Origin of the sequence: Pseudomonas sp. R1-15 (assembly GCF_051132085.1) — a bacterium.
Classification (GTDB): Bacteria; Pseudomonadota; Gammaproteobacteria; order Pseudomonadales; family Pseudomonadaceae; genus Aquipseudomonas.
In genome coordinates this window covers 3690137-3713329 of sequence record NZ_CP071660.1, presented here as the reverse complement: position 1 = coordinate 3713329, position 23193 = coordinate 3690137, and the positions used below count along the sequence as shown (strand labels likewise).

Below are 23193 nucleotides of genomic sequence, written 5' to 3'. Positions count from 1 at the left end.
AGCTCGCTCCCACAGGATCCGGGTCAGGGTCACGATTCCGGCGGGCATCATGTGGGAGCGAGCCTGCTCGCGAAGGGGCCGGCACATTCGACATCGTTGCCGGCTGATCCACCGCTCTCGCGAGCAGGCTCGCTCCCACAAGGGATTCCGATTGAGCCATATCGACGAGTCAGGGCCTGTACAGATGCGCATGCCCGGCGCGATACAGCGATGATTCGCTGAACACATCATTGCCCAACACACGCCCCACCAGTATCAGCGCCGTACGTCGAAAGCCCTTGGCTTGGACCTTCCCGGCGATATCCTCCAGCGTACCCACCACCCAATCCTGATCCGGCCACGTGGCCCGGTGAATCACCGCGATCGGACAATCCGCGCCGTAGTGGGGCAGCAGTTCCGCGACTATTTTTTCCAGGTGATTGACGCCCAGGTGAATTGCCATGGTTGCGCCATGCTGCGCCAGGCTGGCGAGTTCTTCCCCGGCGGGCATCGCGGTCTTGTCCGCGTAGCGGGTCAGGATCACGCTCTGGGACACGTCCGGTAGCGTCAGCTCGGCGCCGAGCAGGGCCGCGCAGGCTGAGGTGGCGGTGACGCCCGGAACGATTTCGAAAGGGATGTCCAGTTCCCGCAGGCAGCGGATCTGCTCGCCGATCGCGCCATACAGACTTGGATCGCCGGAGTGCACCCGGGCCACGTCCTGGCCGTTCAGATGCGCGATCCTGATCAGTTCGACGATCTGTTCCAGGTGCAGCTCTGCGCTGTTGACCACCTGTTCGGCGCTGTGGCCTTCGAGCACGGCCGCCGGCACCAGGGAGCCGGCGTAGATGATCACCGGGCAACGGTGGATCAGGCGCTGGCCTTTCACGGTGATCAGTTCCGGGTCGCCGGGGCCGGCACCGATGAAGTAAACGGTCATGACCGGTTCCTGTAGAAAAGGGCCTTGCATGAGCAGCGCTCATGATTCCGGCGGCGATTATCGAGGGTTACGAAGCTGCCGCCAATGCCAGAGTGGCTTGCGCACTTTTCTGACGGGTAATCAGCAGTCTCGCGGGCGAATCGCCCAGTTGATCGGCCAGGGCAAGGGCGGCGCTTTCGGCGACGCCGTGGCAGCCCGTACTCTCGAAGGCGACCCGGGAACGCTGGCTGAGCTGGGTTTGATAACCCGCCAACTGCTCGGCAGTGAAGCAGGTCAGTGGCAGCGCCAATTGCTCGGCCAGCTCCAGCAGGCCCGGTTCGTCGTGCTTGAGATCGATACTGGCCAAGGCCTGTACATTATCGAGCGCAATGCCATGGGCCAGCAGCGTCTGCTCAAGCAATGCCCGCAATGCACTGGCCGGGCAACCGCGTTGGCAGCCCAGGCCGACCACCAGGATCGGCCCGCTATTCATGCGTCGTGGCGAGCCTGGGCGCCACGGCGAAACAGCCAGGCGCTGATCAGGCCCAGGGCGAGCCAGAACGCGACATTGGTCAGTTGCGCAGCGATCTTGAACTGGCTTTCCAGCGCCTCGGGGGCCAGCATCGAATGGACTTCAGGCTGCGGCGCGCCGATGACGTGAGGCACCAGCAACGTCGCAACACCCAGCAGCTTCAGCAGCCACTGCCGGCCGAAGGCAATCAGGGCGATGCCTACCGCCGTGGACGCCGCCGTGCCGATCCACCACATCTGCCGCTGGGCCAGCTCAGCCGCCGCCGTACCAGGCAGTTCCGGTGGCAGGCCAAGCGTTGGCGCGAGGACGAAGGTGGCGTAACCGGCCAGGCCCCAAAGCAAGCCCTGGGACGTACGCGTCGGCTCGCGCAAGGTGTACAGGCCCGCCAGCATCAGGGCGAAACCCACCGCGACCACCAGGTTGCCGCCGGTGGTGGCGAGCAGGCGTTGCCAGCCGTCTTGCGGTTCCCAGGCTTCGGCGTCGTGGCTGTGGGCAGCGCCCGAAGCATGCTCATGGACTTCGCTGGCCGGGGCCTTTTCGTAGGTTTCGGCTTGCTGAATCAGCGGCGAGACCCACAGGCTTTGTAGAAGAGTCAACAGCAGGGCGGCCAGCAGCCCGCTGAAACCGGCAGTCCGAGCGATACGCTTGATCATGTCGTCAGGTCTCAGTGGCACGGGAACGCGGCGCTGTGCCGGGTGTCGTGGGCCGCGTTGTGCACCGCTTCGATGTGGGAGAAACCGGCGAAGTAGACCAGGCCCGCACCGAGGATCGAGGCGAGGACCGCCGCGCTCAGGCGCTGGCTCAGGGTGACAGTGCTGCTGGTGGTGCGGGCGGTGCTGCTGATGGTCGACATGGCGCTTCCCTCGGGTTTGTCGGCGGGGAAGCGAGCGCAATGAAAACCCGGGCGAGGGCTCGCCAGAATTCGAACAGCGCCCGCCCACCGCGGGTTTGTTGAGCTTGAGTCATGGGCCGGTCTCCGGGCTCGCGAGGGGCTGGGCCAAAGCCTTGCCTGCAAGCGTCACCTTCCCATGCCAAGGCACAGTGGATTCGACGCTTCGCTCGCTTACCGTTGCGGGGGCAGCACCGGACTGACGTGGCCTTGGAGTAAAGCACACGATTCACCGGTTTCCCGTTTCACCCTGTGAAGGGCACCCGTAACTAGGCCGACAGGAGACCATGGGCGAGGCCGGGGCGTCAATCGCGGCTTCGCGCCACCGATGCGGTGGATTATTTTTCATCTCGCCCTGCAAAAGCCGCAAGTCAGGCCGATAACGAGGTAGGCGTACACACAATTATCCCAAACGATACGCTGGCGGCATGGAGGCTCGACCATCACCCGAGGCTTCCCCATGTCCCTACGCAGTTTGAATATCGCCCCCCGAGCCTTTCTCGGCTTCACTGTCATCGCACTGCTTGTCGTCGTCCTCGGCGTGTTCGCCGCCAATCGCATGTCCGTCATTCGCCAGGCTTCGGTGGACATGGAACAGACCCAGGTGCCCAGCGTCAGCCATCTGGCCAGTGTGATGGAAAGCGTCTTGCGTATGCGGATCCTCTCGTTTCGCATACTGGTGAACCGTGACCCGGCCAGCCTGAACGAGGCCGACGGGCGCATCGGTGTGCTGGTGGAAAAACTGCACAAGGCCAATAACAGCTATGCGGCGCTGCCGGCCACCCCGCAAGAGGCCGAGCTGTACAAGACTTTTTCCGCGACGCTTGCAAAGTATCTCGAGGCCCAGCAGGAAATGCTCCAGCTGTCGCGTCAGGACAAGCTTGATCAGCTGCGCGCCCATATCAATACGCGGATCAAGGAAGGCACCGATCTGATGGGCGAACAGCTCAACAAACTCATCGAGTTCAACGTGACCAGCGCCGGCGAAGCATCGGCCAAGGCTGGCGACTATTACACCAGCGCCATCACCGGCATCATCGTCGTCTCGGTCATCGCCGCGCTGGCGACCGTGTTGCTGGCCTTGCTCCTGACCCGCAGCATCGTCACGCCGCTGAACCGAGCGCTCGAAGCAGCCCGGTCCATTGCCAGCGGCAATCTGGTCACCGTCATCATCGACGACGGCAAGGACGAACCTGCGCGATTGCTCCAGGCCTTGGGCGCCATGCAGGGCAGCCTGCGCCAGACCATCGAGCAGATTGCCGGTTCCGCCACCCAACTGGGCGCCGCCGCTTAAGAGTTGAGTGCCGTCACCCAGGAGTCTTCCCGCGGCTTGCAAAGGCAGCACAGCGAAATCGAGCAGGCGGCCACCGCCGTCAATGAGATGACCGCCGCGGTCGAGGAGGTTGCCCGCAACGCGGTGTCCACTTCCGAAGCCTCGAACCAGTCAACCCAGGCGGCCCGGGAAGGGCGCACGCGAGTGGTGGAGACCGTCGATGCGATCCAGACCATGACCCATGACGTACAAGCCACCGCCGCGATGGTCGAGGGCCTGGCGGTCCAGGGGCGCGACATCGGCAAGGTGCTGGACGTGATCCGCGCCATCGCCGAACAGACCAACCTGCTGGCCCTCAACGCGGCCATCGAAGCGGCCCGGGCCGGGGAGGCCGGACGTGGTTTCGCGGTGGTGGCCGACGAAGTCCGTGCCTTGGCCCATCGCACCGCGCAATCGACCCAGGAAATCGAAAAAATGGTGGCCGGCATCCAGAACGGCACCGGCGAGGCCGTGCAGTCGATGCAGCAAAGCAACCAGCGCACCCAAAGCACCCTGGAACTGGCCCGTGGCGCCGGTGTGGCGCTGGAACAGATCACCCAGTCGATCCACCAGATCAACGAGCGCAACCTGGTGATTGCCAGCGCATCCGAAGAACAGGCCCAAGTCTCCCGCGAAGTGGACCGCAACCTGATGAACATTCGTGACCTGGCGACCCAATCGGCCAGCGGCGCGCAACAGACCAGCGACGCCACTCACGAACTGTCGCGCCTGGCGGTGGGTTTGAATGCGACGGTGGCGCGCTTCGTTATTTGAGATAGGGTTGAAGCTGGATACCGCGCGAACAGGAGCAATGCATGCGCTTTTCAGCCTTGACCCAACGCATCACCGGCGACGGCGCCGCCGCCTGGCAGATCCATGACCGGGCGCTGGCCATGCGCGAACAGGGCAGGGAGGTGCTGTTGCTGTCGGTGGGCGATCCGGATTTCGACACGCCTCCGGCCATTGTCGAGGCCGCCGTCGCGAGCCTGCGGGCGGGCGACACGCATTATTCGGATACCCGTGGACTGCATGCGTTGCGCGCCAGCATCGCCCGGCGCCACCAGCAACGTTGCGGCCAGCCGGTGGGCGCCGGGCACGTTACGGTGCTGCCCGGCGCCCAGTGTGCGGTCTTCGCGGTCGCGCAATGCCTGCTCGACCCCGGCGACGAGGTGATCGTCGCCGAACCGATGTACGTCACCTACGAAGCGGTCTTTGGCGCCTGCGGGGCGAAAGTGGTCCCGGTGACGGTGCGTCCGGAAAACGCTTTTCGGGTAGAGCCGGCCGACGTGGCCCAGCTGATCACGCCGCGTACCCGCGTGATGCTGCTCAACAGCCCCAACAATCCCTCCGGCGCCAGCCTGCCGCTGGCCACCTGGCAAGCGTTGGCGCAACTGTGCATCGAGCATGACCTGTGGCTTATCAGCGATGAGGTCTACAGCGACTTGCTCTACGACGGCGAACATATCAGCCCGGCCAGCCTGCCGGGCATGGCCGAGCGCACCGCCACCCTCAACAGCCTGTCCAAATCCCACGCCATGACAGGCTGGCGCATCGGCTGGGCCATCGGCCCCGCGTCCCTTGCCGGGCATCTGGCGAACCTGTCGCTGTGCATGCTGTTCGGCCTGCCGGACTTCGTCCAGCGCGCCGCCCAGGTTGCCCTTGAGCGGGATCTACCTGAAGTGGCGCGGATGCGCGAGGAATATCGCCAGCGCCGTGACCTGGTGTGCGCGGCGCTGGAGGGGCGTGCGGGCCTCAGGCCGGTACGGCCTGATGGCGGGATGTTCGTGATGGTCGACGTGCGCCAGACGGGTCTCGCCGCCCAGGCATTTGCCGAGCGCCTGCTGGACGGCTATGGCGTGTCGGTGCTGGCGGGCGAGGCGTTCGGGCCGAGCGCGGCAGGGCATATCCGGATCGGCCTGGTGGTCGACCAAGTGCAATTGGCGGATGCGTGCCTCCGGATCGTCGAGTGTGCGGCGGCCTTGCTGCAGGTCGATTGGTGAAGTTTTGTAGACGCTATGTGAAATTGTGTAAGGGTTTTGCTCGACCACGGGCGCCGGCGTATATCCTAGGTGGCTTGAGATTTCTTGCGCCTGTGGGACCGCCATCGCGAGCAAGCTCGCTCCCACACGGTTTTTGCTGCGTACCGAAACCCCTGTGGGAGCGAGCCTGCTCGCGATGAGTCCCGCCCAGGCGCCACCGTATTTTCTGGACCAGCCCATGCCCAACATCCTCCTCGTCGAAGACGACGCCGCCCTTTGCGAACTGATCTCCAGCTACCTGGAGCGCAACGGCTATCAGGTCAGCGTCCTCAACCGTGGCGATCACGTCCGTGAGCGGGCACGGGCCAATCCGCCGGACCTGGTGATCCTCGACCTGATGCTGCCGGGCCTGGATGGCTTGCAGGTCTGCCGTCTGCTGCGCGCCGATTCGGCGACCCTGCCAATCCTGATGCTCACCGCTCGGGATGACAGCCACGACCAGGTGCTGGGCCTGGAAATGGGCGCCGATGACTACGTCACCAAGCCCTGCGAGCCGCGGGTATTGCTGGCGCGGGTACGCACCCTGCTGCGGCGCAGTAGCCTCGCTGAACCGCAAACGGTCAACGACCGTATTGTCATGGGCAACCTGTGCATCGATCTGTCCGAGCGCACCGTCACCTGGCGCGGGCAGCCGGTGGAGCTGTCCAGCGGCGAGTACAACCTGCTGGTGGTGCTGGCCCGGCATTCCGGCGAGGTGCTCAGCCGCGACCAGATTTTGCAGCGCTTGCGCGGCATCGAATTCAACGGCACCGATCGCTCGGTGGACGTGGCCATTTCCAAATTGCGGCGCAAATTCGACGACAACGCCGGCGAGGCGCGCAAAATCAAGACCGTGTGGGGCAAGGGTTACCTGTTCAGCCGTTCCGAGTGGGAATGCTGATCGATGTGGAAACTGCTGATTCGCCTCTATCTTGTGACCATCGTCTCCTACAGCGCGGCGATCTACCTGATGCCGGAACTGGTGATCCGCCTGTTCCATGAGCGCTTCCAGACTTACAACCTCGACTATTCCCGTGGCCTGCAAACCTTGATGGCCAAGCAGTTTCGCGCCGTGCCCAGCGCGCAATGGCCGGCGCTGGCAGCGCAGATGGACAAGGAGTTCGAGCCGCTGCACATCGAGCTCGCCGCCACCGATGATGCGGATTTCACCGCCGCCGAGCAGGCGCGTCTGCAGCGCGGTGAGAATGTGGTGCGCATCGGCGACTGGGGTTGGCGAACCCTGGCGGCCGCGCCGCTGGATGGGCGCACCGCGGTCAAGATGATCGTTCCCCCGGATCCGGCGGATGTCAGCTGGCTGTACTGGAGCATCAACGTGCTGATCGGCGCGACGATGCTTGGCTGCCTGCTGCTCTGGCTGCGGCCGCACTGGCGCGACCTGGAGCGGCTCAAGCGCACCGCCGAGCGTTTCGGCAAGGGCCACCTGGGTGAGCGCACGCATATCGCGCCGCGCTCCAACATCGGCAGCCTGGCCCATGTGTTCGACACCATGGCGGGCGATATCGAGAACCTGCTCAATCAGCAGCGCGACCTGCTCAATGCCGTATCCCATGAGCTGCGCACGCCTTTGACCCGGCTCGATTTCGGCCTGGCACTGGCCTTGTCCGAGGATTTGCCGGCGCCCAGCCGCGAGCGTCTGCAAGGGCTGGTGGCGCACATTCGTGAGTTGGATGAGTTGGTGCTGGAGCTGTTGTCCTATAGCCGCCTGCAGAACCCCGAGCGCCTGCCGGAGCGGGTCGAAGTGCCGCTGGACGAGTTCATCGACAGCATCCTCGGCAGCCTCGATGAGGACCTGGCGGCGCCGGAGGTGGTGATCGACGTTTTGCTGCACGGGGCGCTGGAGCGTTTCGAGCTCGACCCGCGCCTCACCGCCCGGGCCTTGCAGAACCTGCTGCGCAATGCGATGCGCTATTGCGAAAAACGCATCCAGGTGGGGGTGCTGGTCAGCGAGCAAGGCTGCGAAATCTGGGTCGACGATGACGGCATCGGCATTCCCGACAGCGAGCGTGAGCGGGTATTCGAGCCGTTCTACCGGCTGGACCGCAGCCGTGATCGCGCCACGGGCGGCTTCGGCCTCGGCCTGGCGATCAGCCGCCGCGCCCTGCAAGCCCAGGGCGGCACCCTGACGGTCGAAGCCTCGCCGCTGGGCGGGGCACGCTTCCGGCTCTGGCTACCCCCAACCTGCTGATCCCCTCCTGTGGCGAGGGAGCTTGCTCCCGCTGGGCCACAAAGTGGCCCCCCTTCAGCCAAACAACCCCGCCGCAATATTGATCGAAAACCCCAGGATCGCCGTGTTGAATACAAACCCGATCAACGACTGCGCCAACACGATCTTGCGCAGCTGCCGCGTCGCAACACCCACGTCCGAAGTCTGCACCGCCACGCCGATGGTGAAAGAGAAGTACAGGAAGTCCCAGTAGTTCGGCGTGGTCAGTCCCTCGGCAAAACGCAGGGCGGGCTCCTTGCCGGACCAGGTGTAATACAGGCGCGCGTAGTGCACGCTGAAAATTACCCCGATCAGTAGCCATGAACCGATCACGGTCAATGCAGTGAAACCGTAATGCAGCAGCTTGCCTGCGGTTTGCAGGTCGCGGCTGCCGGCCAGTTCGAAGGTGATGGTTGCCAGGCTCGCCAAGGCCGCGATGCAGACCATCAGCAGAACCAGCCCGGCATTCTCGTCTTCGATTTCGGCGATGCGCTTGACGTCAGGTGCCTTGGCTCGCACCGTCAGCCAGAACATCAGCGCCAGGTAGGTCCAGACCCCGACGTTCCAGCCGATCAGGACCTTGCCGATGATCGAATCCGCGGGGATCAGCAGGCCCGCCGCCAGGCCGATGACCGTGGCGCAGGAAAGACGCGGGTGAGTGCGGGTGAGGCGAGGCATGGGAGCTCACTGTGGCGGGGGAATGCCGGGGAGTATGAATCAGATCTTAGCCGAAGCAGTCAGGCTCGGGTTCTTCATTTGCGGCGACTGCCGCCTTCGCGAGCAGGCTCGCTCCCACATGAATTTGTGTATGGACGAGCTTGATCGTGATGACGAGGTGTCTTTCGTCGCAAATATTCCGCCGATGATGGCTTTTTGATGCTTGGTTCGTGCACCGCCGTACCAATTGTGTACAATCGCCGACTTTTCAACCAGGCATGGAAGCAGTTCGGCCTTTTGGCCACGAGAAAAATCCATGCTCATCGGCAGCTATTCCCCCGCCCTTGTTTCGATTTCCCTGTTTGTCGCGATCCTGGCGTCCTATACCGCGCTGGACCTGACCGGACGCATAACCACTGCCCAGGGTCGGGCCGTGCATTTCTGGATGGCGGGTGGTGCCTTGGCGATGGGGGTGGGCATCTGGTCCATGCATTTCATCGGCATGCTCGCGTTCAGCTTGCCGGTGGAGCTTGGCTACGATGTGGCGATTACTGCGTTGTCGCTGCTGATCGCCATCCTTTCCAGCGGCTTTGCCCTCTGGCTGGTCAGCCAGCCACAACTGCGGGCCTGGCAGCTGGTGTTCGGCGCGCTGGTGATGGGCACTGGGATCAGCGCCATGCACTACACCGGTATGGCGGCCTTGCGGATGCAGCCGGGTATCGATTATGACCCGACGCTGTTCGGCGCCTCATTGGTAATAGCCGTGGTGGCATGCGCGGCGGCGTTATGGATCGCCTTTCACCTGCGCCAGAACACGCCTCATGTACGTCTCGCTCGCGCCGGTGCCGCCGTGGTGATGGGCGCTGCCATCGTCGGCATGCATTACACCGGCATGGCCGCGGCGCAGTTCAGCGAAGGCAGTTTCTGCGGTTCCCTGGACGGTTTGAGCGGTAAGGGCCTGGATAACCTGGTGCTGATCACCACCTTGGCGGTGCTGGCGATTGCCTTGCTGACTTCGATCCTCGATGCACGCCTGGAAGCCCGTACCGCGGAACTGGCCAGGTCCTTGACCCAGGCCAATCGCGAACTGACCCAACTGGCCCTGCACGACCCCCTGACCGGCCTGCCCAACCGGGTCTTGCTGGCGGATCGCATCGGCCAGGCGATGCACCGGGTGCAAGAGCAGGGCGGTTGTTTCGCCCTGATGTTCATCGATCTGGACGGCTTCAAACCGGTCAACGATGCCTTTGGCCATCACATGGGTGACTTGTTGCTGCGGGACGTCGCGCTGCGCCTGCGTGAAGACCTGCGCAGCCAGGACACCCTGGCGCGGATCGGTGGTGACGAGTTTGTCCTGCTGGTGCAACTGGCCGAGCCGGACGACGCCTTGCGCCTGGCCGCGCGTCAGGTCGGGCTGATCGGTCGCACGTTCCGGGTCGCCGACCATGACCTGCAGATTTCCGCCAGCGTCGGCATCGCGCTGTACCCTGGCAATGGCCAGAGCGCCGATGAATTGCTGATGAATGCCGATGCGGCGATGTACCACGCCAAGGGTGCCGGCAAGAATGGCTACAGCTTTTTCGACGCCTCGATGAACAGCAACGCCCGCCGGCAACTGCAACTGCTGCAGGATTTGCGCATCGCGGTCGAACAGCGCCAGTTCAGCCTTTATTACCAGCCCAAGTTCGACGCAGCGAAAGGCCGCCCGGTGGGCGCCGAAGCACTGCTGCGCTGGAACCATCCGACCCAGGGCCTGCTGATGCCCGACACTTTCATCGACCTGGCGGAAAAGACCGGGTTGATCATCCCGATCGGCGAATGGGTGCTGAACGAAGCCTGCCGGCAGATGCGCGAATGGTACGTGTTGGGCTACACCGATTGGCGTATCGCGGTGAACCTGTCAGCGTTGCAGTTCTGCCATACGGGCCTGGTGCAGAGCGTGGCCAAGGCATTGGAGACGCACCACTTGCCGGCGAACAGCCTGACCCTGGAAATCACCGAGACCACTGCCATGAGCGACGCGGACGCGAGCATGACGGTGCTGCAACAGCTGTCGGACATGGGTGTGGACCTGTCCATCGACGATTTCGGCACCGGTTATTCGAGCCTGATGTACCTCAAGCGCCTGCCGGCCAACGAGCTGAAGATCGACCGCGGTTTCGTGCGAGATCTTGAGCACGACAGTGACGACGCGGCTATCGTCTCGGCCATCGTCGCCCTCGGCCAGGCCTTGGGCTTGCGGATCGTTGCCGAAGGCGTGGAGACCGATGTGCAACAGGACTTCCTCACCCAGTTGGGCTGCGATTCGCTGCAGGGGTATCTGCTGGGGCATCCGCAGCCGGCCGAACACTTCCTGAAGGACATTCGTCAGGCCCGACGCGTCGAGATGGCCTGAGGCGATCGTTCAGGGAACGATCTCGAACGCGGTACTGCCCAGCCGTTCGCCATTGATCAGCAGATGGACCGCATGCCGGCCCGCGTAGTGCCGGCGGGTGGTCAGCTCGCGAATCTGCTGGGAACGGCTGAGACTGGCAGAAGCCAGGGCGGGCAGGTCGAAGGTCTTGAGCTTGAACACTTTGGCTGACGTGCCGCCGGATGCTTTCACATAGTCGATCGCGTAATCGATCACCAGCCGCTGGCTTTGTCCGGCCGTGGACTGCACCTTGAACGACAAGGTGATGGGCTCGCCCAGGCGAATCACCGCTGGCGTCACTTGCAGCTCGGAAACTTCCACCTGCGCCCTGGCGCCCGCGCCGATAACCGCCAGCGCCCGCGGATTGCCTTGCTTGATCAGGCTGCGCAGCGCGTGTCGGGCAATCCATGCGCTATGGCGCTCGTGTAATGGCCAGCCTTCGATCCGCTCCAGGACCCAATCGGGATGCTGCTTGGTCACGTCGTTCAGGTGATTGGCGACGGATTTGCGCACGTACAGGCTGTCGTCGGCCTTGAGCGCATCAAGGATTCCTGCGGCGAGTTCCGGGTTGGCCTGGATCGGCTCCAGGTGAAACGACCAAGGCAAGCGCGGCCGGCTGCCTTCGCTGGCAAGGCGGCGGACGTGCTCGTTGGCGTCCAGCGCCCAGTCATGCATGATCCCGAGGGTGCGCGTCAGGTCGTCGCGCAGGAAATGCCGCACGGCAAACTCAGCGGAGCCAAACCGGGTGAAATACTTGAGCGCGTCCATCGACAGCTCGAAGGTTTGCCGACCGTAGGAGGCGACATAGTGCGGCAGGAACAGGCTGACGAACATGCTGTTCACACGCGGGGCCACGGCCCGCAGCACCTCCAGCGAGGCTTCGTAACTCAGCGGCAGGACCTCATGCAGGCACTCGCTGACCCGCGCCATGCGCTGCATGACCGACAATTCGGCCAATCCGTCGTTGGCCAGGTTCAAGAACGCCTTGGCATCGAAGGCCGGGTACACCGCGCGCATTTCGCTGGCGATGTGTTCAAGGCGCGCGGCGTTGAAGATTTCCTTGAGGGCGGGGGAAGAAGAGGTCATGGCGAGGTCCGTGGTCCAGGAGTTCGCCACTATGCCATGGCGGACCCGTGGCGAGGGAGCTTGCTCCCGCTCGGCTGCGCAGCAGTCGTAAGCGCGGTAAATGCAATGTCATTGAACGACCGCGCCGTCTGGATTGGGGCTGCTACGCAACCCAGCGGGAGTAAGCTCCCTCGCCACGGGGATGCGGTTCATGGAAAAAGGAATGATTCGCCGCCAGTGCAGTCCCAGATTCAGTACCTTGAATAACTGGAGTTTTTATGCGTAAACCAACCTTGATCGCCAGCCTGGTCCTGATCGCCGGCCTCGGAGCCTTTGGGCCCGTTGCGCAAGCGGTCGAGAAAACCGGCGACGCCCTTGAGCATTCGCCGAGCAATGGCCGCCGGCTGGTGGAAAATGACCGGGTACCGGCAGACTATCAGCGCGCGGACAGGGCCATGAAGGACTGGAAACAGAAGAAACTCGAACAGCCGACCGACGAGCAGCAATGGGTGCAGATCGACGACAAGTACCTGCTGATCGAAACCGTGTCCGGCGCCATCGTCAAGATCGTTCCCGCTACACGCTAGACCCTCAAAGCACTTCGCCCTTGTCCCACAAGTGGACCAGCTCGCCAGGTGCCCGGTCCTCGGGTACCTGCAGCACCATCTCGTCATCCTGATCGTTCGCCCGATAACGCACCTCGATCTGGAAATACCTTTGGTCGCCCCGACCCGGCGTGGAGGACGTGAGCGGCAGGCAGCCCTCCAGCACCGAGCAGATGCGCGAGCGCTGGTTGATATCGCACTGGGCGAATTCGATTTCCCGGGGGCGGGTCAGGGCATGGATGGCCGCCACACCACCTTGGCGTGACAGCTTGACCACGGCTTTATCGTCAAGGTCTGGAAGGGTTTTCATCCGTTCTCCTCGTTCAGGTCGACGCCCACCTGCGCCCAGCCATCCTGCACCGCTTGCACTTCCCGCTCACCGAAACGCTGGCGGGCATGCTCGACGGTCAGGCGGGCGAACGCACTGAAGGAGGCGTCGTTGGCCAATTGTCTGTCGCACAAGGTGTCATACCAGATCCGCCCGGCCTTTTCCCAGGCAAATCCGCCCAGGGTTGTTGCCACCAGATAAAAGGCCCGGTTGGGAATGCCGGAATTGATGTGCACGCCGCCGTTGTCTTCACGGGTGATGACGAATTCGCGCATATGCCCCGGTTGCGGGTCCTTGCCCAGCAGCGGGTCATCGTAGGCGGTGCCAGGGTTGGACATGCTGCGCAGGCCGTCACCGTTGATCCTGTCGGTGAGCAGGTCGGCGCCGATCAGCCAGTCGGCCTGGTCGGCGGTCTGGCCCAATACGAATTGCTTGACCAACACGCCGAACACGTCGGAGATCGACTCGTTCAACGCTCCGGACTGGTTGGCATAGATCAGGCCGGCTTCGCTTTCGGTGACGCCATGGGCCAGTTCATGAGCCACCACGTCCAGGGAGCGGGTGAAACGCTGGAAAATCTCGCCATCACCGTCACCGAACACCATCTGCGCGCCGTTCCAGAAGGCATTCTCATAACCTTGGCCGTAATGCACGCTGCCGACCAGGGCAAAGCCTTTGTTATCGATGGAATCGCGCCCGAGCACTTTCCAGAAAAACTCATAGGTGGCGCCGAGGGCGTCATACGCTTCGTCCACCGCCGGGTCGCCGCTGGCCGCCTGGCCTTCCAGGCGTACCGGCTGGCCGGGCAACTCCATGGTGTTCTGCGCGTCGTGCACGCTGCGCTGTGGATGACCGGCCTTGCCGGGTCTGGGCAGTTTCGCCGTGGCGGGTGGGTTGCTCGGCGGGCCAGGGTTGTGGCGCAGATTCTTGACGTGGGTCAAGGTGCCCAGGGCGCTGGAACGTTGCTGTTCGGAGCCATGGGCAATGATGCGATTGAGGATATAAGGCGGAATGAAACCGTGGAGCGGACGAGAGTCGATCATCAGAAGGTCCTTATCTGAAAATGCAGGGTCGATACCCATGTGAACCGAAGTGGCCGTTGCGGTTCCCCTTTGCCGCAAAAGGTTGCCTGTCGCGCGGATTTCTGCGAAAACCCCGCGCCTGGATCACACAGGAATAACGCCATGAATGAAGAGCTGCAAATCATCGACCTGGAACCGGGCGACGGCAAAAGCGTAGTCAAAGGAGCGCTGATTACCACTCAATATCGCGGCACCCTCGAGGACGGCACCGAGTTCGATTCGTCCTACAGTCGTGGCAAGCCCTTTCAATGCGTGATTGGCACCGGTCGCGTGATCAGGGGCTGGGATATCGGCCTGATGGGGATGAAAGTCGGCGGCAAGCGCAAGCTGCTGGTGCCGGCCCATCTGGCCTATGGCGAACGCTCCATGGGCGCTCACATCAAGCCCAACAGCAACCTGGTTTTCGAAATCGAGCTGCTGGAAGTGTTGACCCGCGACGATTGATGGCGCCTTTTTTCATCACCGATTGCTGAACAGCGGGATGCGCCCGTTGACCGAGGGGCGATAGCACCAGCTCAACCGATCCAGGCGTGGATTGCGCTCAAGGATTGTTTCCATGGTGGCCCGAGCGATATTCATGGCCAAGTCTTGGCCAGGGCATTCATGGCGGCCGCTGCCAAAGCTGAAACTGCGGCGGTTGGCGCGATCCAACAGCAACGCGTCCGGTTGCGGGTTGAGCTGCGGGTCGCGGTTGGCTGAAGCCAGCAGGACCAGTACCACATCTCTCGGTTCTAGCGCAGTGCCAAGGATTTCGCAGGGCATGGCGATGAAGCGCCGGGTGTTCTGCACCGCCGGGTCGAAGCGCTGCACTTCAGCCAGCAACACGCCGATCAGTTTGGGATCGTCCCGAACCTGTTGATGTAAAGCGGGGTCGTGAGCTAACGCCAATAGCCCATTGCCGATCAAGCCCGCCGTGGCTTCGTAGGTTTGCGAGAGCAGGCCGATCAGGTTGGCGATTCGGCTGTCCGGGTCGGCGCCTTCGAAGTCCTGGCATATGAGGCTCAGCAAGGGAGTGTCCTGTGCCTCGATCCGTTCCTGGAAAAGGCTCGTCAATTGCTCGCTGGCCCGGTGCGCGGCTTCAAGCTGCTTCACCTGGCTCAGGGGTGACAGGCAGGCGACGAAGTCTGCGGTCAATTCGCTGATCAGGCGGCTCTCCGCCGGGTTGAAACCCAGCAATGCCGCCACCACGCTGGCCGGTCCGACGAACTGCGCCTGGTGCAGACCTTCGGCGCCCTCCCTGAGCAAGCGTGCCCTGACCAATGCCTCGACCTGGCGCGGATCGATGTCCTGCAACCCCGGCGCAATCGCCGCCCTCGGACAGCGCTGCCGTTCGCCTTCGTTCATCCGCATCAGGTGTGCGAACACTTGGCCGGCGGGGCCATCGGCAATTGCCTTGGGCACCGGCTCGTCAGCAGGGCGCACATGGCAATCGGGATGATGCAGTACCGCGCACACCGCCTCGGCGCTGCTGGCGACCCAGAGTTTCAGATGCGCGTCGAAACCGAATCCTCCGTTGGCTTGCAGGCTGGCGTAGTAAGGGTAGGGATCAGCGTGAGTCGCGGCGGTGATCGGGTCCATGAAGCGCAGCCTCGTTCGTGGTGGAGAAAGTGTTGCTACTATCTCCAGTCGATGCATGGCTTGATTCGTCCGGGAGCGAAATATGAACGCAGAACACCATGACATGGGCGTGTCCCGGGTGGCCGCAGCGATTGCCGAACCGGCCCGTACCCGAATGCTCTGCGCACTGATGGACGGCCACGCCCGCACCAGCACGGAGTTGGCGGCGATTGCCGAGGTCAGCGCTTCCACCGCCAGTGCGCACTTGGCGAAGCTCAAGGACCTCGCCTTGGTGCGTTTGCACGTCCAGGGGCGCCATCGTTACTACAGCCTCGCCGACCAGCGCGTAGCCGAGGCTCTGGAGGCGTTGATGATGATTGGCCAGGGCGCCAGGCCGACCTTCACGCCGCGCACGCCGGATCGCTTGCAGTTCGCCCGCACTTGCTACGACCACATGGCCGGTACGCTGGCGGTGCGGTTGCATGATCGCTTGCTGGAAGCCGGGTGGCTGGTGGAGGTGGAAGGGCGGGGCTATCGGCTCAGTGAATCCGGCGAAGCGCTGTTTGAAGGGCTGGGCATGGACGTTTCTACGCTGATGCTTCAACGCCGCCGGTTCGCCTGCCCGTGCCTGGACTGGAGCATGCGCCGACCGCATCTGGGCGGAGCCCTGGGCGCGGCGTTGCTACAACTGGCGATCAAGCGCAAGTGGGTACGGCAGGACCTGGACAGCCGGGCCCTGACATTGACGGCCTGCGGACGCAGGGAAATGGCGGGGCGGTTCGGGGTCAATGCGGAAGTCGATGTCGTACCCACAGGCGCCATCGCGAGCAAGCTCGCTCCCACAGTGGATTTGAGGTGAATCCAGGATTTCTGGACACCGGCAATCCCTGTGGGAGCGAGCCTGCTCGCGAAGGGGCCTGCAAATCCAACATATCTGCAAGCTGACCCACCGCTTTCGCGAGCAGGCTCGCTTCCACAGTGGACCTGAGGTGAATCCAGGATTTCTGGACACCGGCAATCCCTGTGGGAGCGAGCTTGCTCGCGAAGGGGCCTGCAAATCCAACATATCTGCAAGCTGACCCACCGCTTTCGCGAGCGGGCTCGCTCCCACAGTGGATTTGAGGTGAATCCAGGATTTCTGGACACCGGCAATCCCTGTGGGAGCGAGCCTGCTCGCGAAGGGGACTGCACGTTCAACATCCTTGCAGGCTGACCCACCGCTTTCGCGAGCAGGCTCGCTCTCACACAAGCCTTTGCTACCGAGGTGTCCGGGTCAGACCTTGACGATCCAGCCCGCGGGTGCTTCCACGTCGCCGGTCTGTACGCCGGTCAGTTCTTTGTAGAGCTTCTGGGTGATCGGGCCGACTTCGGTTTCGCTATGGAACACATGCAGCTTGTCCTTGTAGCTGATACCACCGATCGGCGTGATCACGGCTGCGGTACCGCAGGCGCCGGCTTCCTTGAACTCCGACAGCTTGTCGATGAACACGTCGCCTTCGATCACTTCCAGGCCCAGGCGCGATTTGGCCAGTTCGATCAGCGACAGGCGGGTGATGCCCGGCAATACCGAAGGGGAGTTGGGGGTGATGAATTTGTTGTCGTGGGTGATGCCGAAGAAGTTGGCCGAGCCGACTTCCTCGATTTTCGAATGGGTCAGCGGGTCCAGGTAGATGCAGTCGGCGAAACTGGCCTTCTTGGCCTGGGAGCCGGGCATCAGGCTGGCGGCGTAGTTGCCACCGACCTTGGCCGCGCCGGTGCCTTGCGGGGCCGCGCGGTCGAAGCTGGAGATCAGGAAGTTGTGTGGGGTCAGGCCACCCTTGAAATAAGCGCCGACCGGGATGCAGAAGATCGAGAAGATAAACTCGGGCGCGGTGCGCACGCCGATGTTGTCACCCACGCCGATCACGAATGGGCGCAGGTACAGCGCACCGCCGGTGCCATACGGCGGGATGAAGCGCTCGTTGGCGCGGACCACTTGCTTGCAGGCTTCGACGAACTGCTCGGTGTCGACATGTGGCATCAGCAGGCGGGCGCAGCTGCGTTGCATGCGGGCGGCGTTCTGGTCCGGGCGGAACAGGTTGATCGAACCGTCCTTGCAACGATAGGCCTTCAGGCCTTCGAAGCATTGCTGGCCGTAGTGCAGGGCAGTGGAACCCTCGCTGATGTGCAGCACATTGTCGTCGGTCAGGGTGCCCGCGTCCCAGGCGCCGTCGCGCCAGTGCGACAGATAGCGTTTGTCGGTCTTGATGTAGTCAAAGCCCAGTTTGTCCCAATTGATGCTCTCGTTACCCATGACACCCTCTATTTCCTGACAACCGTCGAAACGGTTCAAGGCTTCTGACGTTTTTTAATGGGGACAACAATACTTCATTCCGGGGGTGTTTCGCAGCCCGCTCGATAAGGGGCAGACAGATAAATGATGGTGCTCTTGAAAATCGCGAGCAAGCTCGCTCCCACAGGTGATCTCGGTCGTTCATGCGAACGCAATTCCATGTGGGAGCGAGCTTGCTCGCGAAGGGGCCCTCGCTCATACCATCAATTCTCCTGAGTCACAGATGCAACGCATGCCCCAATGCCCGCAACGCCGCTTCCTGCACCGCTTCGCCCAGCGTCGGATGGGCGTGGATGGTCCCGGCGATATCCTCCAGGCGCGCCCCCATTTCCAAGGATTGGCCGAACGCGGTGGACAGCTCCGACACGCCGACACCGACCGCTTGCCAACCGATAATCAGATGATTGTCCCGGCGCGCCACGACCCGGACAAATCCGCTTTTCGATTCCAGAGTCATGGCCCGGCCATTGGCGGCGAACGGGAAGCTCGACACGATGCAATCGACTCCGGCGGCCTTGGCCTCGTCCGGCGTCTTGCCGACCACGACCACCTCCGGATCGGTGAAGCACACTGCCGCGATGGCCATCGGGTTGAATTCCCGATGCTCGCCGGCAATCAGCTCGGCGACCATTTCGCCCTGGGCCATGGCCCGGTGAGCGAGCATCGGTTCGCCGCTCAGGTCACCGATGGCCCAGACATTACGCATGCTGGTCTGGCACCGGTTATCGATTTTCAGCGCCGAGCCATTCATCGCCAGGTCCAGCGCTTCGAGGTTCCAGCCCTGGGTGTTGGGCTTGCGTCCGACCGCCACCAGCACGCGGTCGGTCTCCAGGTTCAGCGTGTCGCCGTCGGGATCGCGCACTTGCAAGGTGCTGGCCTGGGCATCGAAGCCTTCGACGCTGTGCTTGAGGTACAGCTTCACGCCCATTTGCTTGAGCGCCTCGTGCGCCGGTTGCGTCAGCTCGCCGTCGTAGGCCGGCAGGACCCGCTCCTGGGCCTCGACCACGCTCACTTCGGCGCCGAGCTTGCGATAGGCGATGCCCAGCTCCAGGCCTATGTAGCCGCCGCCGACCACCACCAGATGCTTGGGCACCGAGGTGGGGGCGAGGGCTTCGGTCGATGAGATGATCGGCCCGCCAATCGGCAGCATCGGCAGCTCGACACTTTTCGAGCCGGTGGCCAGCAGCAGGTGTTCGCACTGGATGCGCGTATCACCGACCTCAACGGTCTTGCCATCGATGACCTTGGCCCAGCCACGAATGACCTGGACCTTATTCTTCTTCAACAACGCCGCGACGCCCGTGGTCAGGCGATCGACGATGCCGTCCTTCCATTCCACGCTCTTGCCGATGTCCAGGGTTGGCGCCGACACCGAGATACCCAAGGCCGAGCCCTGGCTGTGGTGGCGGGTCTGGTGGAACTGTTCGGCGACATGGATCAACGCCTTGGACGGAATGCAGCCGATGTTCAGGCAAGTACCGCCCAGCGCCTGGCCTTCCACCAGGATCGTTTCAATGCCCAGTTGGCCGGCGCGGATCGCCGCCACGTAACCGCCAGGACCGCCGCCGATGATCAGCAGCTTGGTGTTCTGAGTCCGCATTGCCTGCTCCATTGATGATTAGTCCACAAACAAAGTGGCGGGTTGCTCGAGCAGGCCACGCAGGGCCTGGATGAATTGCGCCGCGTCCATGCCGTCGACCACCCGGTGATCGAAGGAGCTGGAAAGGTTCATCATCTTGCGGATCACGATCTGGCCCTTGATCACCACGGGCCGCTCAACGATTTTGTTGACGCCGACGATCGCCACTTCAGGCAGGTTCAGCACCGGCGTGCTGACGATGCCGCCCAACGCGCCGAGGCTGGTCAGGGTGATGGTCGAACCGGACAATTCGTCGCGACTGGCCTTGCCGTTGCGGGCCGCTGTCGCCAGGCGCGAGATTTCCGCCGCGCTATCCCAAAGGCTGCGGGCCTCGGCGTGGCGTATCACCGGCACCATCAGGCCGACGTTACTCTGAGTGGCGACGCCGACATGCACGGCGCCGGAGCGGTGAATGACCTGGGCTTCATCATCGTAACGGGCGTTCATTTGCGGGAAATCCCGCAGCGCCACGACCAGGGCGCGCACGAGGAACGGCAGCAACGTCAACTTGCCGCGACTGGCGCCGTGTTTTTCATTCAGGTGAACACGCAATTCTTCCAGGGCGGTGACGTCGATTTCCTCGACGTAGCTGAAATGGGCGGCGCGCTGGGTCGCTTCCTGCATGCGCTGGGCAATCTTGCGGCGCATGCCGATCACCGGGATCTGCTGCTCGTCGTGACGTTCGGCATAACCCGAACCGCCCTTGGCCTGGGACGATGGGCCCTGGGCCAGATAAGCCTCCAGGTCCTCGTGCAAAATCCGCCCGGCGGGGCCGCTGCCCTGGACCAGGCGCAGCTGGATACCCAGGTCTAGCGCGTGTTTGCGCACGGCCGGCGAGGCTAGCGGGCGCTCGTCGGGATCGCGGGCCACCGGCGCCTGTGCCGCTTGGGCCGGGCGGGGCGCGGCGACGGGTTTTTCCGTCACAGGCTCGGGTCTGGAAGCCTGTGCAGGCTTCGCGACGGGCTCAGGCTTGGCCACCGGTGCCGCCGATTGCGCCGATTCCTTCAGGTTGCCGGCGCCTTCCACTTCAATGCGGATCAGCTCGCTGCCCACCGCCATGACCTCACCCGGCTCGCCACCCAGCGCGATGACCCGGCCATGCACCGGCGAAGGGATATCCACCATCGCCTTGTCAGTCATGACATCGGCCAACACCTGGTCCTCGACCACCATGTCGCCAACCTTGACGTGCCACACCGACAATTCAACTTCCGCGATGCCTTCGCCGATGTCCGGCATCTTGATAACGTGCGTGCCCATTCAGACCTCCATGACCCGTTTCAACGCCGCGCCCACACGGGACGGCCCAGGGAAATACGCCCACTCCTGCGCGTGCGGGTAGGGGGTGTCCCAACCGGTGACACGCTCGATGGGCGCTTCCAGGTGGTGGAAGCAGTGTTCTTGCACCAGCGACACCAGTTCGGCGCCGAAACCGCAGGTGCGGGTGGCTTCGTGGACCACCACGCAGCGGCCGGTCTTCTTCACGGATTTGACGATGGTGTCCAGGTCCAGCGGCCACAGGCTGCGCAGGTCGATGACTTCGGCGTCGATCCCGGTTTCTTCGGCTGCTACCTGGGAGACGTAGACCGTTGTGCCGTAGGTGAGCACCGTCACGTCCTTGCCCGGACGGGTGATGGCGGCGACGTCCAGCGGCACGGTGTAGTAGCCGTCGGGCACTTGCGCCTGCGGGTGTTTGGACCACGGCGTTACCGGGCGGTCATGGTGACCGTCGAACGGGCCGTTATACAGGCGCTTGGGTTCAAGGAAGATCACCGGGTCATCGTTTTCGATGCAAGCGATCAGCAGGCCCTTGGCGTCGTAGGGGTTGGACGGCATGACGGTGCGCAGCCCGCAGACCTGGGTGAACATCGCCTCGATGCTCTGGCTGTGGGTCTGGCCGCCATAGATGCCGCCGCCGCAGGGCATGCGCAGGGTCATCGGCGCGGTGAACTCGCCGGCCGAGCGATAGCGCAGGCGCGCGGCTTCGGAAATGATCTGGTCCGAAGCCGGGTAGACGTAGTCGGCGAACTGGATCTCGGCCACCGGCCGCAGCCCATAGGCGCCCATGCCCACGGCCACGCCGACGATGCCGCTTTCGGAAATCGGCGCGTCGAATACCCGCGAGGTGCCGTACTTGTTCTGCAGGCCTTCGGTGCAGCGGAACACGCCGCCGAAGTAACCGACGTCCTGGCCGAACACCACGACGTTGTCGTCGCGCTCGAGCATCACGTCCATGGCCGAGCGCAGCGCCTGGATCATGGTCATGGTGGTAGTGGTCATGGCGGTGTCCAACGCAATATTGTTGTTGTGATCGTTCATGTCAGATCCCCAACTGCTGACGCTGGCGCTTCAAATGCTCCGGCATCTCTTTGTAGACGTCCTCGAACATGGTCGCGGCGCTCGGAATCTGCCCGCCGGCAAGGGTGCCGTACTGCTCGGCTTCTTTCTGCGCGGCGATCACCTCGGCTTCAAGCTCGGCGGTGACAGCGGCGTGTTCCTCTTCGGACCACTGGCCGATCTTCACTAGATGCTGCTTGAGGCGGGCAATCGGGTCGCCCAACGGGAAGTGACTCCAGTCGTCGGCGGGGCGGTATTTCGAAGGATCGTCAGATGTGGAGTGCGGGCCGGCGCGGTAGGTGACCCATTCGATCAGGGCCGGGCCGAGGTTGCGGCGGGCCCGTTCGGCGGCCCAGCGCGACGCGGCGTAGACGGCGATGAAATCGTTGCCATCGACCCGCAGCGAGGCGATGCCGCAGCCGACGCCGCGTCCGGCGAAAGTGGTGGCTTCACCGCCGGCAATTGCCTGGAAGGTGGAAATCGCCCACTGATTGTTGACCACGTTGAGGATCACCGGGGCGCGGTAGACGTGGGCGAAGGTGAGGGCGGTGTGGAAGTCCGACTCGGCGGTGGCGCCGTCGCCGATCCAGGCCGAGGCGATCTTGGTGTCGCCCTTGATCGCCGAGGCCATGCCCCAGCCCACGCCTTGGATGAACTGGGTGGCGAGGTTGCCGGAAATGGTGAAGAAACCGGCGTCCTTCACCGAATACATGATCGGCAACTGCCGGCCCTTGAGCGGATCGCGCTCGTTGGACAACAGTTGGCAGATCAGGTCCACCAGCGGCACGTCGCGGGCCATGAGGATGCTTTGCTGGCGGTAGGTCGGGAAGCACATGTCGTCGATGTTCAGGGCCAGGGCCTGGGCGCTGCCGATGGCTTCCTCGCCAAGGCTCTGCATGTAGAACGACATCTTTTTCTGGCGCTGGGCGACGACCATGCGGTTGTCGTAGATGCGTGTCTTGAGCATGGCGCGCATGCCCTTGCGCATGATCTCGACGGGGACGTTTTCAGCCCATTCGCCCAGGGCGTTGCCCTGGTCGTCGAGCACGCGAATCAGGCTGCGCGCCAGGTCGGCGGTGTCGGCGGGTTCGACGTCGATGGGAGGTTTGCGCACCGTGCCGGCATCGGTCAGATGCAGGTAGGAGAAGTCGGTCTTGCAGCCGGGACGGCCCGAAGGTTCGGGGACGTGCAGGCGTAGCGGTTCGTACGCTGGGTTCATGGCTTTCTACGCTCGATCTTGTGAATTTCTTGTAGTGGGCGCGCTAGCTGACGAATTTCCCTGGGTAGGTGGGAAATTGTCCTACAACA

General features: G+C 63.4%; 24 protein-coding genes and 1 riboswitch. Of the genes, 10 read left to right on the top strand and 14 right to left on the bottom strand.

Features of this window, described 5'->3' with window-relative positions; genetic code table 11:
* Window positions 1-169: 169 nt before the first annotated feature.
* From cobM to J3P97_RS16750, 4 genes are all read right to left on the bottom strand, one after another.
* Window positions 170-916, bottom strand: coding sequence for a precorrin-4 C(11)-methyltransferase (gene cobM / locus J3P97_RS16765; protein ID WP_434601179.1), 747 nt, complete (start codon window positions 914-916; stop codon window positions 170-172).
* 67 nt (window positions 917-983) lie between these two features.
* Entirely contained in the window at window positions 984-1388 is a 405-nt protein-coding gene (locus J3P97_RS16760) for a cobalamin biosynthesis protein (RefSeq protein WP_434672317.1), read from the bottom strand.
* The gene (locus tag J3P97_RS16755; RefSeq protein ID WP_434601178.1) at window positions 1385-2080 is read right to left on the bottom strand and encodes a CbtA family protein; all 696 of its coding nucleotides are present in this window, start codon (window positions 2078-2080) and stop codon (window positions 1385-1387) included. The genes J3P97_RS16760 and J3P97_RS16755 overlap by 4 nt, the downstream gene beginning before the upstream one ends.
* 11 nt (window positions 2081-2091) lie before the next feature.
* Window positions 2092-2280 (bottom strand): CbtB domain-containing protein, encoded by a 189-nt coding sequence (locus J3P97_RS16750; protein ID WP_420764493.1) that lies wholly within the window; start codon window positions 2278-2280, stop codon window positions 2092-2094.
* Window positions 2281-2377: 97 nt separating this feature from the next.
* A riboswitch (cobalamin riboswitch) is annotated at window positions 2378-2598 on the bottom strand.
* Between the two features lie 178 nt (window positions 2599-2776).
* On the opposite strand from J3P97_RS16750, the gene J3P97_RS16745 reads away from it, so the two are divergent.
* The 5 genes from J3P97_RS16745 to J3P97_RS16725 all read left to right on the top strand — a co-directional run bounded on the left by J3P97_RS16745 (window position 2777) and on the right by J3P97_RS16725 (window position 7852).
* On the top strand, window positions 2777-3610 hold the full coding sequence (locus J3P97_RS16745; RefSeq protein ID WP_434672316.1) for an MCP four helix bundle domain-containing protein: 834 nt from the start codon (window positions 2777-2779) through the stop codon (window positions 3608-3610).
* 87 nt (window positions 3611-3697) lie between these two features.
* Entirely contained in the window at window positions 3698-4402 is a 705-nt protein-coding gene (locus tag J3P97_RS16740; protein WP_434674568.1) for a methyl-accepting chemotaxis protein, read from the top strand.
* A 41-nt stretch (window positions 4403-4443) separates the two neighbouring features.
* Window positions 4444-5628 carry a pyridoxal phosphate-dependent aminotransferase gene (locus J3P97_RS16735; protein ID WP_434672315.1) on the top strand — a complete coding sequence of 395 codons (1185 nt, stop codon included), beginning with the start codon at window positions 4444-4446 and terminating at the stop codon, window positions 5626-5628.
* Between the two features lie 217 nt (window positions 5629-5845).
* On the top strand, window positions 5846-6547 hold the full coding sequence (locus J3P97_RS16730) for a response regulator (protein ID WP_434573417.1): 702 nt from the start codon (window positions 5846-5848) through the stop codon (window positions 6545-6547).
* A 3-nt stretch (window positions 6548-6550) separates the two neighbouring features.
* On the top strand, window positions 6551-7852 hold the full coding sequence (locus J3P97_RS16725) for an ATP-binding protein (RefSeq protein WP_434573419.1): 1302 nt from the start codon (window positions 6551-6553) through the stop codon (window positions 7850-7852).
* 54 nt (window positions 7853-7906) lie between these two features.
* On the opposite strand, the gene J3P97_RS16720 is transcribed toward J3P97_RS16725, so the two are convergent.
* Window positions 7907-8548 carry a DUF1345 domain-containing protein gene (locus tag J3P97_RS16720; RefSeq protein WP_305500305.1) on the bottom strand — a complete coding sequence of 214 codons (642 nt, stop codon included), beginning with the start codon at window positions 8546-8548 and terminating at the stop codon, window positions 7907-7909.
* Between the two features lie 34 nt (window positions 8549-8582).
* Here J3P97_RS16720 and J3P97_RS16715 point away from each other — a divergent pair, with 34 nt between their 5' ends.
* Together J3P97_RS16715 and J3P97_RS16710 are read left to right on the top strand one after the other, a co-directional pair.
* Window positions 8583-8747, top strand: a complete 165-nt coding sequence (locus J3P97_RS16715) for a hypothetical protein (RefSeq protein WP_434601175.1) — start codon at window positions 8583-8585, stop codon at window positions 8745-8747.
* A 96-nt stretch (window positions 8748-8843) separates the two neighbouring features.
* Entirely contained in the window at window positions 8844-10922 is a 2079-nt protein-coding gene (locus J3P97_RS16710; protein ID WP_434672314.1) for a putative bifunctional diguanylate cyclase/phosphodiesterase, read from the top strand.
* Window positions 10923-10931: 9 nt separating this feature from the next.
* On the opposite strand, the gene J3P97_RS16705 is transcribed toward J3P97_RS16710, so the two are convergent.
* The gene (locus tag J3P97_RS16705; protein ID WP_434672313.1) at window positions 10932-12026 is read right to left on the bottom strand and encodes a DNA alkylation repair protein; all 1095 of its coding nucleotides are present in this window, start codon (window positions 12024-12026) and stop codon (window positions 10932-10934) included.
* A 257-nt stretch (window positions 12027-12283) separates the two neighbouring features.
* On the opposite strand from J3P97_RS16705, the gene J3P97_RS16700 reads away from it, so the two are divergent.
* Window positions 12284-12592, top strand: coding sequence for an RcnB family protein (locus tag J3P97_RS16700; RefSeq protein WP_434573428.1), 309 nt, complete (start codon window positions 12284-12286; stop codon window positions 12590-12592).
* A 4-nt stretch (window positions 12593-12596) separates the two neighbouring features.
* On the opposite strand, the gene J3P97_RS16695 is transcribed toward J3P97_RS16700, so the two are convergent.
* On the bottom strand, window positions 12597-12920 hold the full coding sequence (locus J3P97_RS16695; RefSeq protein WP_305500309.1) for a protealysin inhibitor emfourin: 324 nt from the start codon (window positions 12918-12920) through the stop codon (window positions 12597-12599).
* Window positions 12917-13981 carry a M4 family metallopeptidase gene (locus J3P97_RS16690; RefSeq protein ID WP_434573430.1) on the bottom strand — a complete coding sequence of 355 codons (1065 nt, stop codon included), beginning with the start codon at window positions 13979-13981 and terminating at the stop codon, window positions 12917-12919. Before J3P97_RS16690 ends, J3P97_RS16695 begins: the two co-directional genes overlap by 4 nt.
* Before the next feature lie 141 nt (window positions 13982-14122).
* On the opposite strand from J3P97_RS16690, the gene J3P97_RS16685 reads away from it, so the two are divergent.
* Window positions 14123-14464 (top strand): FKBP-type peptidyl-prolyl cis-trans isomerase, encoded by a 342-nt coding sequence (locus tag J3P97_RS16685; RefSeq protein ID WP_434672312.1) that lies wholly within the window; start codon window positions 14123-14125, stop codon window positions 14462-14464.
* 15 nt (window positions 14465-14479) lie between these two features.
* Here the strand turns inward: J3P97_RS16685 and J3P97_RS16680 are convergent, their stop codons facing one another.
* Window positions 14480-15598, bottom strand: coding sequence for a cytochrome P450 (locus J3P97_RS16680; RefSeq protein ID WP_434672311.1), 1119 nt, complete (start codon window positions 15596-15598; stop codon window positions 14480-14482).
* Window positions 15599-15680: 82 nt separating this feature from the next.
* Between J3P97_RS16680 and J3P97_RS16675 the strand changes: the two genes are divergently transcribed.
* Complete coding sequence (locus J3P97_RS16675) at window positions 15681-16436, top strand: ArsR/SmtB family transcription factor (protein ID WP_434672310.1); 756 nt, start codon at window positions 15681-15683, stop codon at window positions 16434-16436.
* Window positions 16437-16850: 414 nt separating this feature from the next.
* Here J3P97_RS16675 and J3P97_RS16670 read toward each other — a convergent pair whose 3' ends face one another.
* The 5 genes from J3P97_RS16670 to J3P97_RS16650 form a co-directional block, all read right to left on the bottom strand.
* A complete protein-coding gene (locus J3P97_RS16670; RefSeq protein WP_305500317.1) occupies window positions 16851-17870 on the bottom strand; it encodes a branched-chain amino acid aminotransferase in 1020 nt (339 codons plus the stop codon).
* A 256-nt stretch (window positions 17871-18126) separates the two neighbouring features.
* Window positions 18127-19509 (bottom strand): dihydrolipoyl dehydrogenase, encoded by a 1383-nt coding sequence (lpdA, locus tag J3P97_RS16665; protein ID WP_434672309.1) that lies wholly within the window; start codon window positions 19507-19509, stop codon window positions 18127-18129.
* A gap of 18 nt (window positions 19510-19527) precedes the next feature.
* A complete protein-coding gene (locus J3P97_RS16660) occupies window positions 19528-20808 on the bottom strand; it encodes a dihydrolipoamide acetyltransferase family protein (RefSeq protein WP_434672308.1) in 1281 nt (426 codons plus the stop codon).
* Window positions 20809-21867: an alpha-ketoacid dehydrogenase subunit beta gene (locus tag J3P97_RS16655; protein WP_434672307.1), complete on the bottom strand. Its 1059-nt coding sequence runs from the start codon at window positions 21865-21867 to the stop codon at window positions 20809-20811. It lies immediately after the preceding gene.
* Window position 21868: 1 nt separating this feature from the next.
* Complete coding sequence (locus tag J3P97_RS16650; protein WP_434573443.1) at window positions 21869-23104, bottom strand: 3-methyl-2-oxobutanoate dehydrogenase (2-methylpropanoyl-transferring) subunit alpha; 1236 nt, start codon at window positions 23102-23104, stop codon at window positions 21869-21871.
* Between the last annotated feature and the right edge of the window lie 89 nt (window positions 23105-23193).

What these genes read in the sequence shown, in the direction of transcription:
- cobM (WP_434601179.1), bottom strand. Translation starts at nt 916, where the DNA reads ATGACCGTTTACTTCATCGGTGCCGGCCCCGGCGACCCGGAACTGATC.
- J3P97_RS16760 (WP_434672317.1), bottom strand. Translation starts at nt 1,388, where the DNA reads ATGAATAGCGGGCCGATCCTGGTGGTCGGCCTGGGCTGCCAACGCGGT.
- J3P97_RS16755 (WP_434601178.1), bottom strand. Translation starts at nt 2,080, where the DNA reads ATGATCAAGCGTATCGCTCGGACTGCCGGTTTCAGCGGGCTGCTGGCC.
- J3P97_RS16750 (WP_420764493.1), bottom strand. Translation starts at nt 2,280, where the DNA reads ATGTCGACCATCAGCAGCACCGCCCGCACCACCAGCAGCACTGTCACC.
- J3P97_RS16745 (WP_434672316.1), top strand. Translation starts at nt 2,777, where the DNA reads ATGTCCCTACGCAGTTTGAATATCGCCCCCCGAGCCTTTCTCGGCTTC.
- J3P97_RS16740 (WP_434674568.1), top strand. Translation starts at nt 3,698, where the DNA reads ATGACCGCCGCGGTCGAGGAGGTTGCCCGCAACGCGGTGTCCACTTCC.
- J3P97_RS16735 (WP_434672315.1), top strand. Translation starts at nt 4,444, where the DNA reads ATGCGCTTTTCAGCCTTGACCCAACGCATCACCGGCGACGGCGCCGCC.
- J3P97_RS16730 (WP_434573417.1), top strand. Translation starts at nt 5,846, where the DNA reads ATGCCCAACATCCTCCTCGTCGAAGACGACGCCGCCCTTTGCGAACTG.
- J3P97_RS16725 (WP_434573419.1), top strand. Translation starts at nt 6,551, where the DNA reads ATGTGGAAACTGCTGATTCGCCTCTATCTTGTGACCATCGTCTCCTAC.
- J3P97_RS16720 (WP_305500305.1), bottom strand. Translation starts at nt 8,548, where the DNA reads ATGCCTCGCCTCACCCGCACTCACCCGCGTCTTTCCTGCGCCACGGTC.
- J3P97_RS16715 (WP_434601175.1), top strand. Translation starts at nt 8,583, where the DNA reads ATGAATCAGATCTTAGCCGAAGCAGTCAGGCTCGGGTTCTTCATTTGC.
- J3P97_RS16710 (WP_434672314.1), top strand. Translation starts at nt 8,844, where the DNA reads ATGCTCATCGGCAGCTATTCCCCCGCCCTTGTTTCGATTTCCCTGTTT.
- J3P97_RS16705 (WP_434672313.1), bottom strand. Translation starts at nt 12,026, where the DNA reads ATGACCTCTTCTTCCCCCGCCCTCAAGGAAATCTTCAACGCCGCGCGC.
- J3P97_RS16700 (WP_434573428.1), top strand. Translation starts at nt 12,284, where the DNA reads ATGCGTAAACCAACCTTGATCGCCAGCCTGGTCCTGATCGCCGGCCTC.
- J3P97_RS16695 (WP_305500309.1), bottom strand. Translation starts at nt 12,920, where the DNA reads ATGAAAACCCTTCCAGACCTTGACGATAAAGCCGTGGTCAAGCTGTCA.
- J3P97_RS16690 (WP_434573430.1), bottom strand. Translation starts at nt 13,981, where the DNA reads ATGATCGACTCTCGTCCGCTCCACGGTTTCATTCCGCCTTATATCCTC.
- J3P97_RS16685 (WP_434672312.1), top strand. Translation starts at nt 14,123, where the DNA reads ATGAATGAAGAGCTGCAAATCATCGACCTGGAACCGGGCGACGGCAAA.
- J3P97_RS16680 (WP_434672311.1), bottom strand. Translation starts at nt 15,598, where the DNA reads ATGGACCCGATCACCGCCGCGACTCACGCTGATCCCTACCCTTACTAC.
- J3P97_RS16675 (WP_434672310.1), top strand. Translation starts at nt 15,681, where the DNA reads ATGAACGCAGAACACCATGACATGGGCGTGTCCCGGGTGGCCGCAGCG.
- J3P97_RS16670 (WP_305500317.1), bottom strand. Translation starts at nt 17,870, where the DNA reads ATGGGTAACGAGAGCATCAATTGGGACAAACTGGGCTTTGACTACATC.
- lpdA (WP_434672309.1), bottom strand. Translation starts at nt 19,509, where the DNA reads ATGCGGACTCAGAACACCAAGCTGCTGATCATCGGCGGCGGTCCTGGC.
- J3P97_RS16660 (WP_434672308.1), bottom strand. Translation starts at nt 20,808, where the DNA reads ATGGGCACGCACGTTATCAAGATGCCGGACATCGGCGAAGGCATCGCG.
- J3P97_RS16655 (WP_434672307.1), bottom strand. Translation starts at nt 21,867, where the DNA reads ATGAACGATCACAACAACAATATTGCGTTGGACACCGCCATGACCACT.
- J3P97_RS16650 (WP_434573443.1), bottom strand. Translation starts at nt 23,104, where the DNA reads ATGAACCCAGCGTACGAACCGCTACGCCTGCACGTCCCCGAACCTTCG.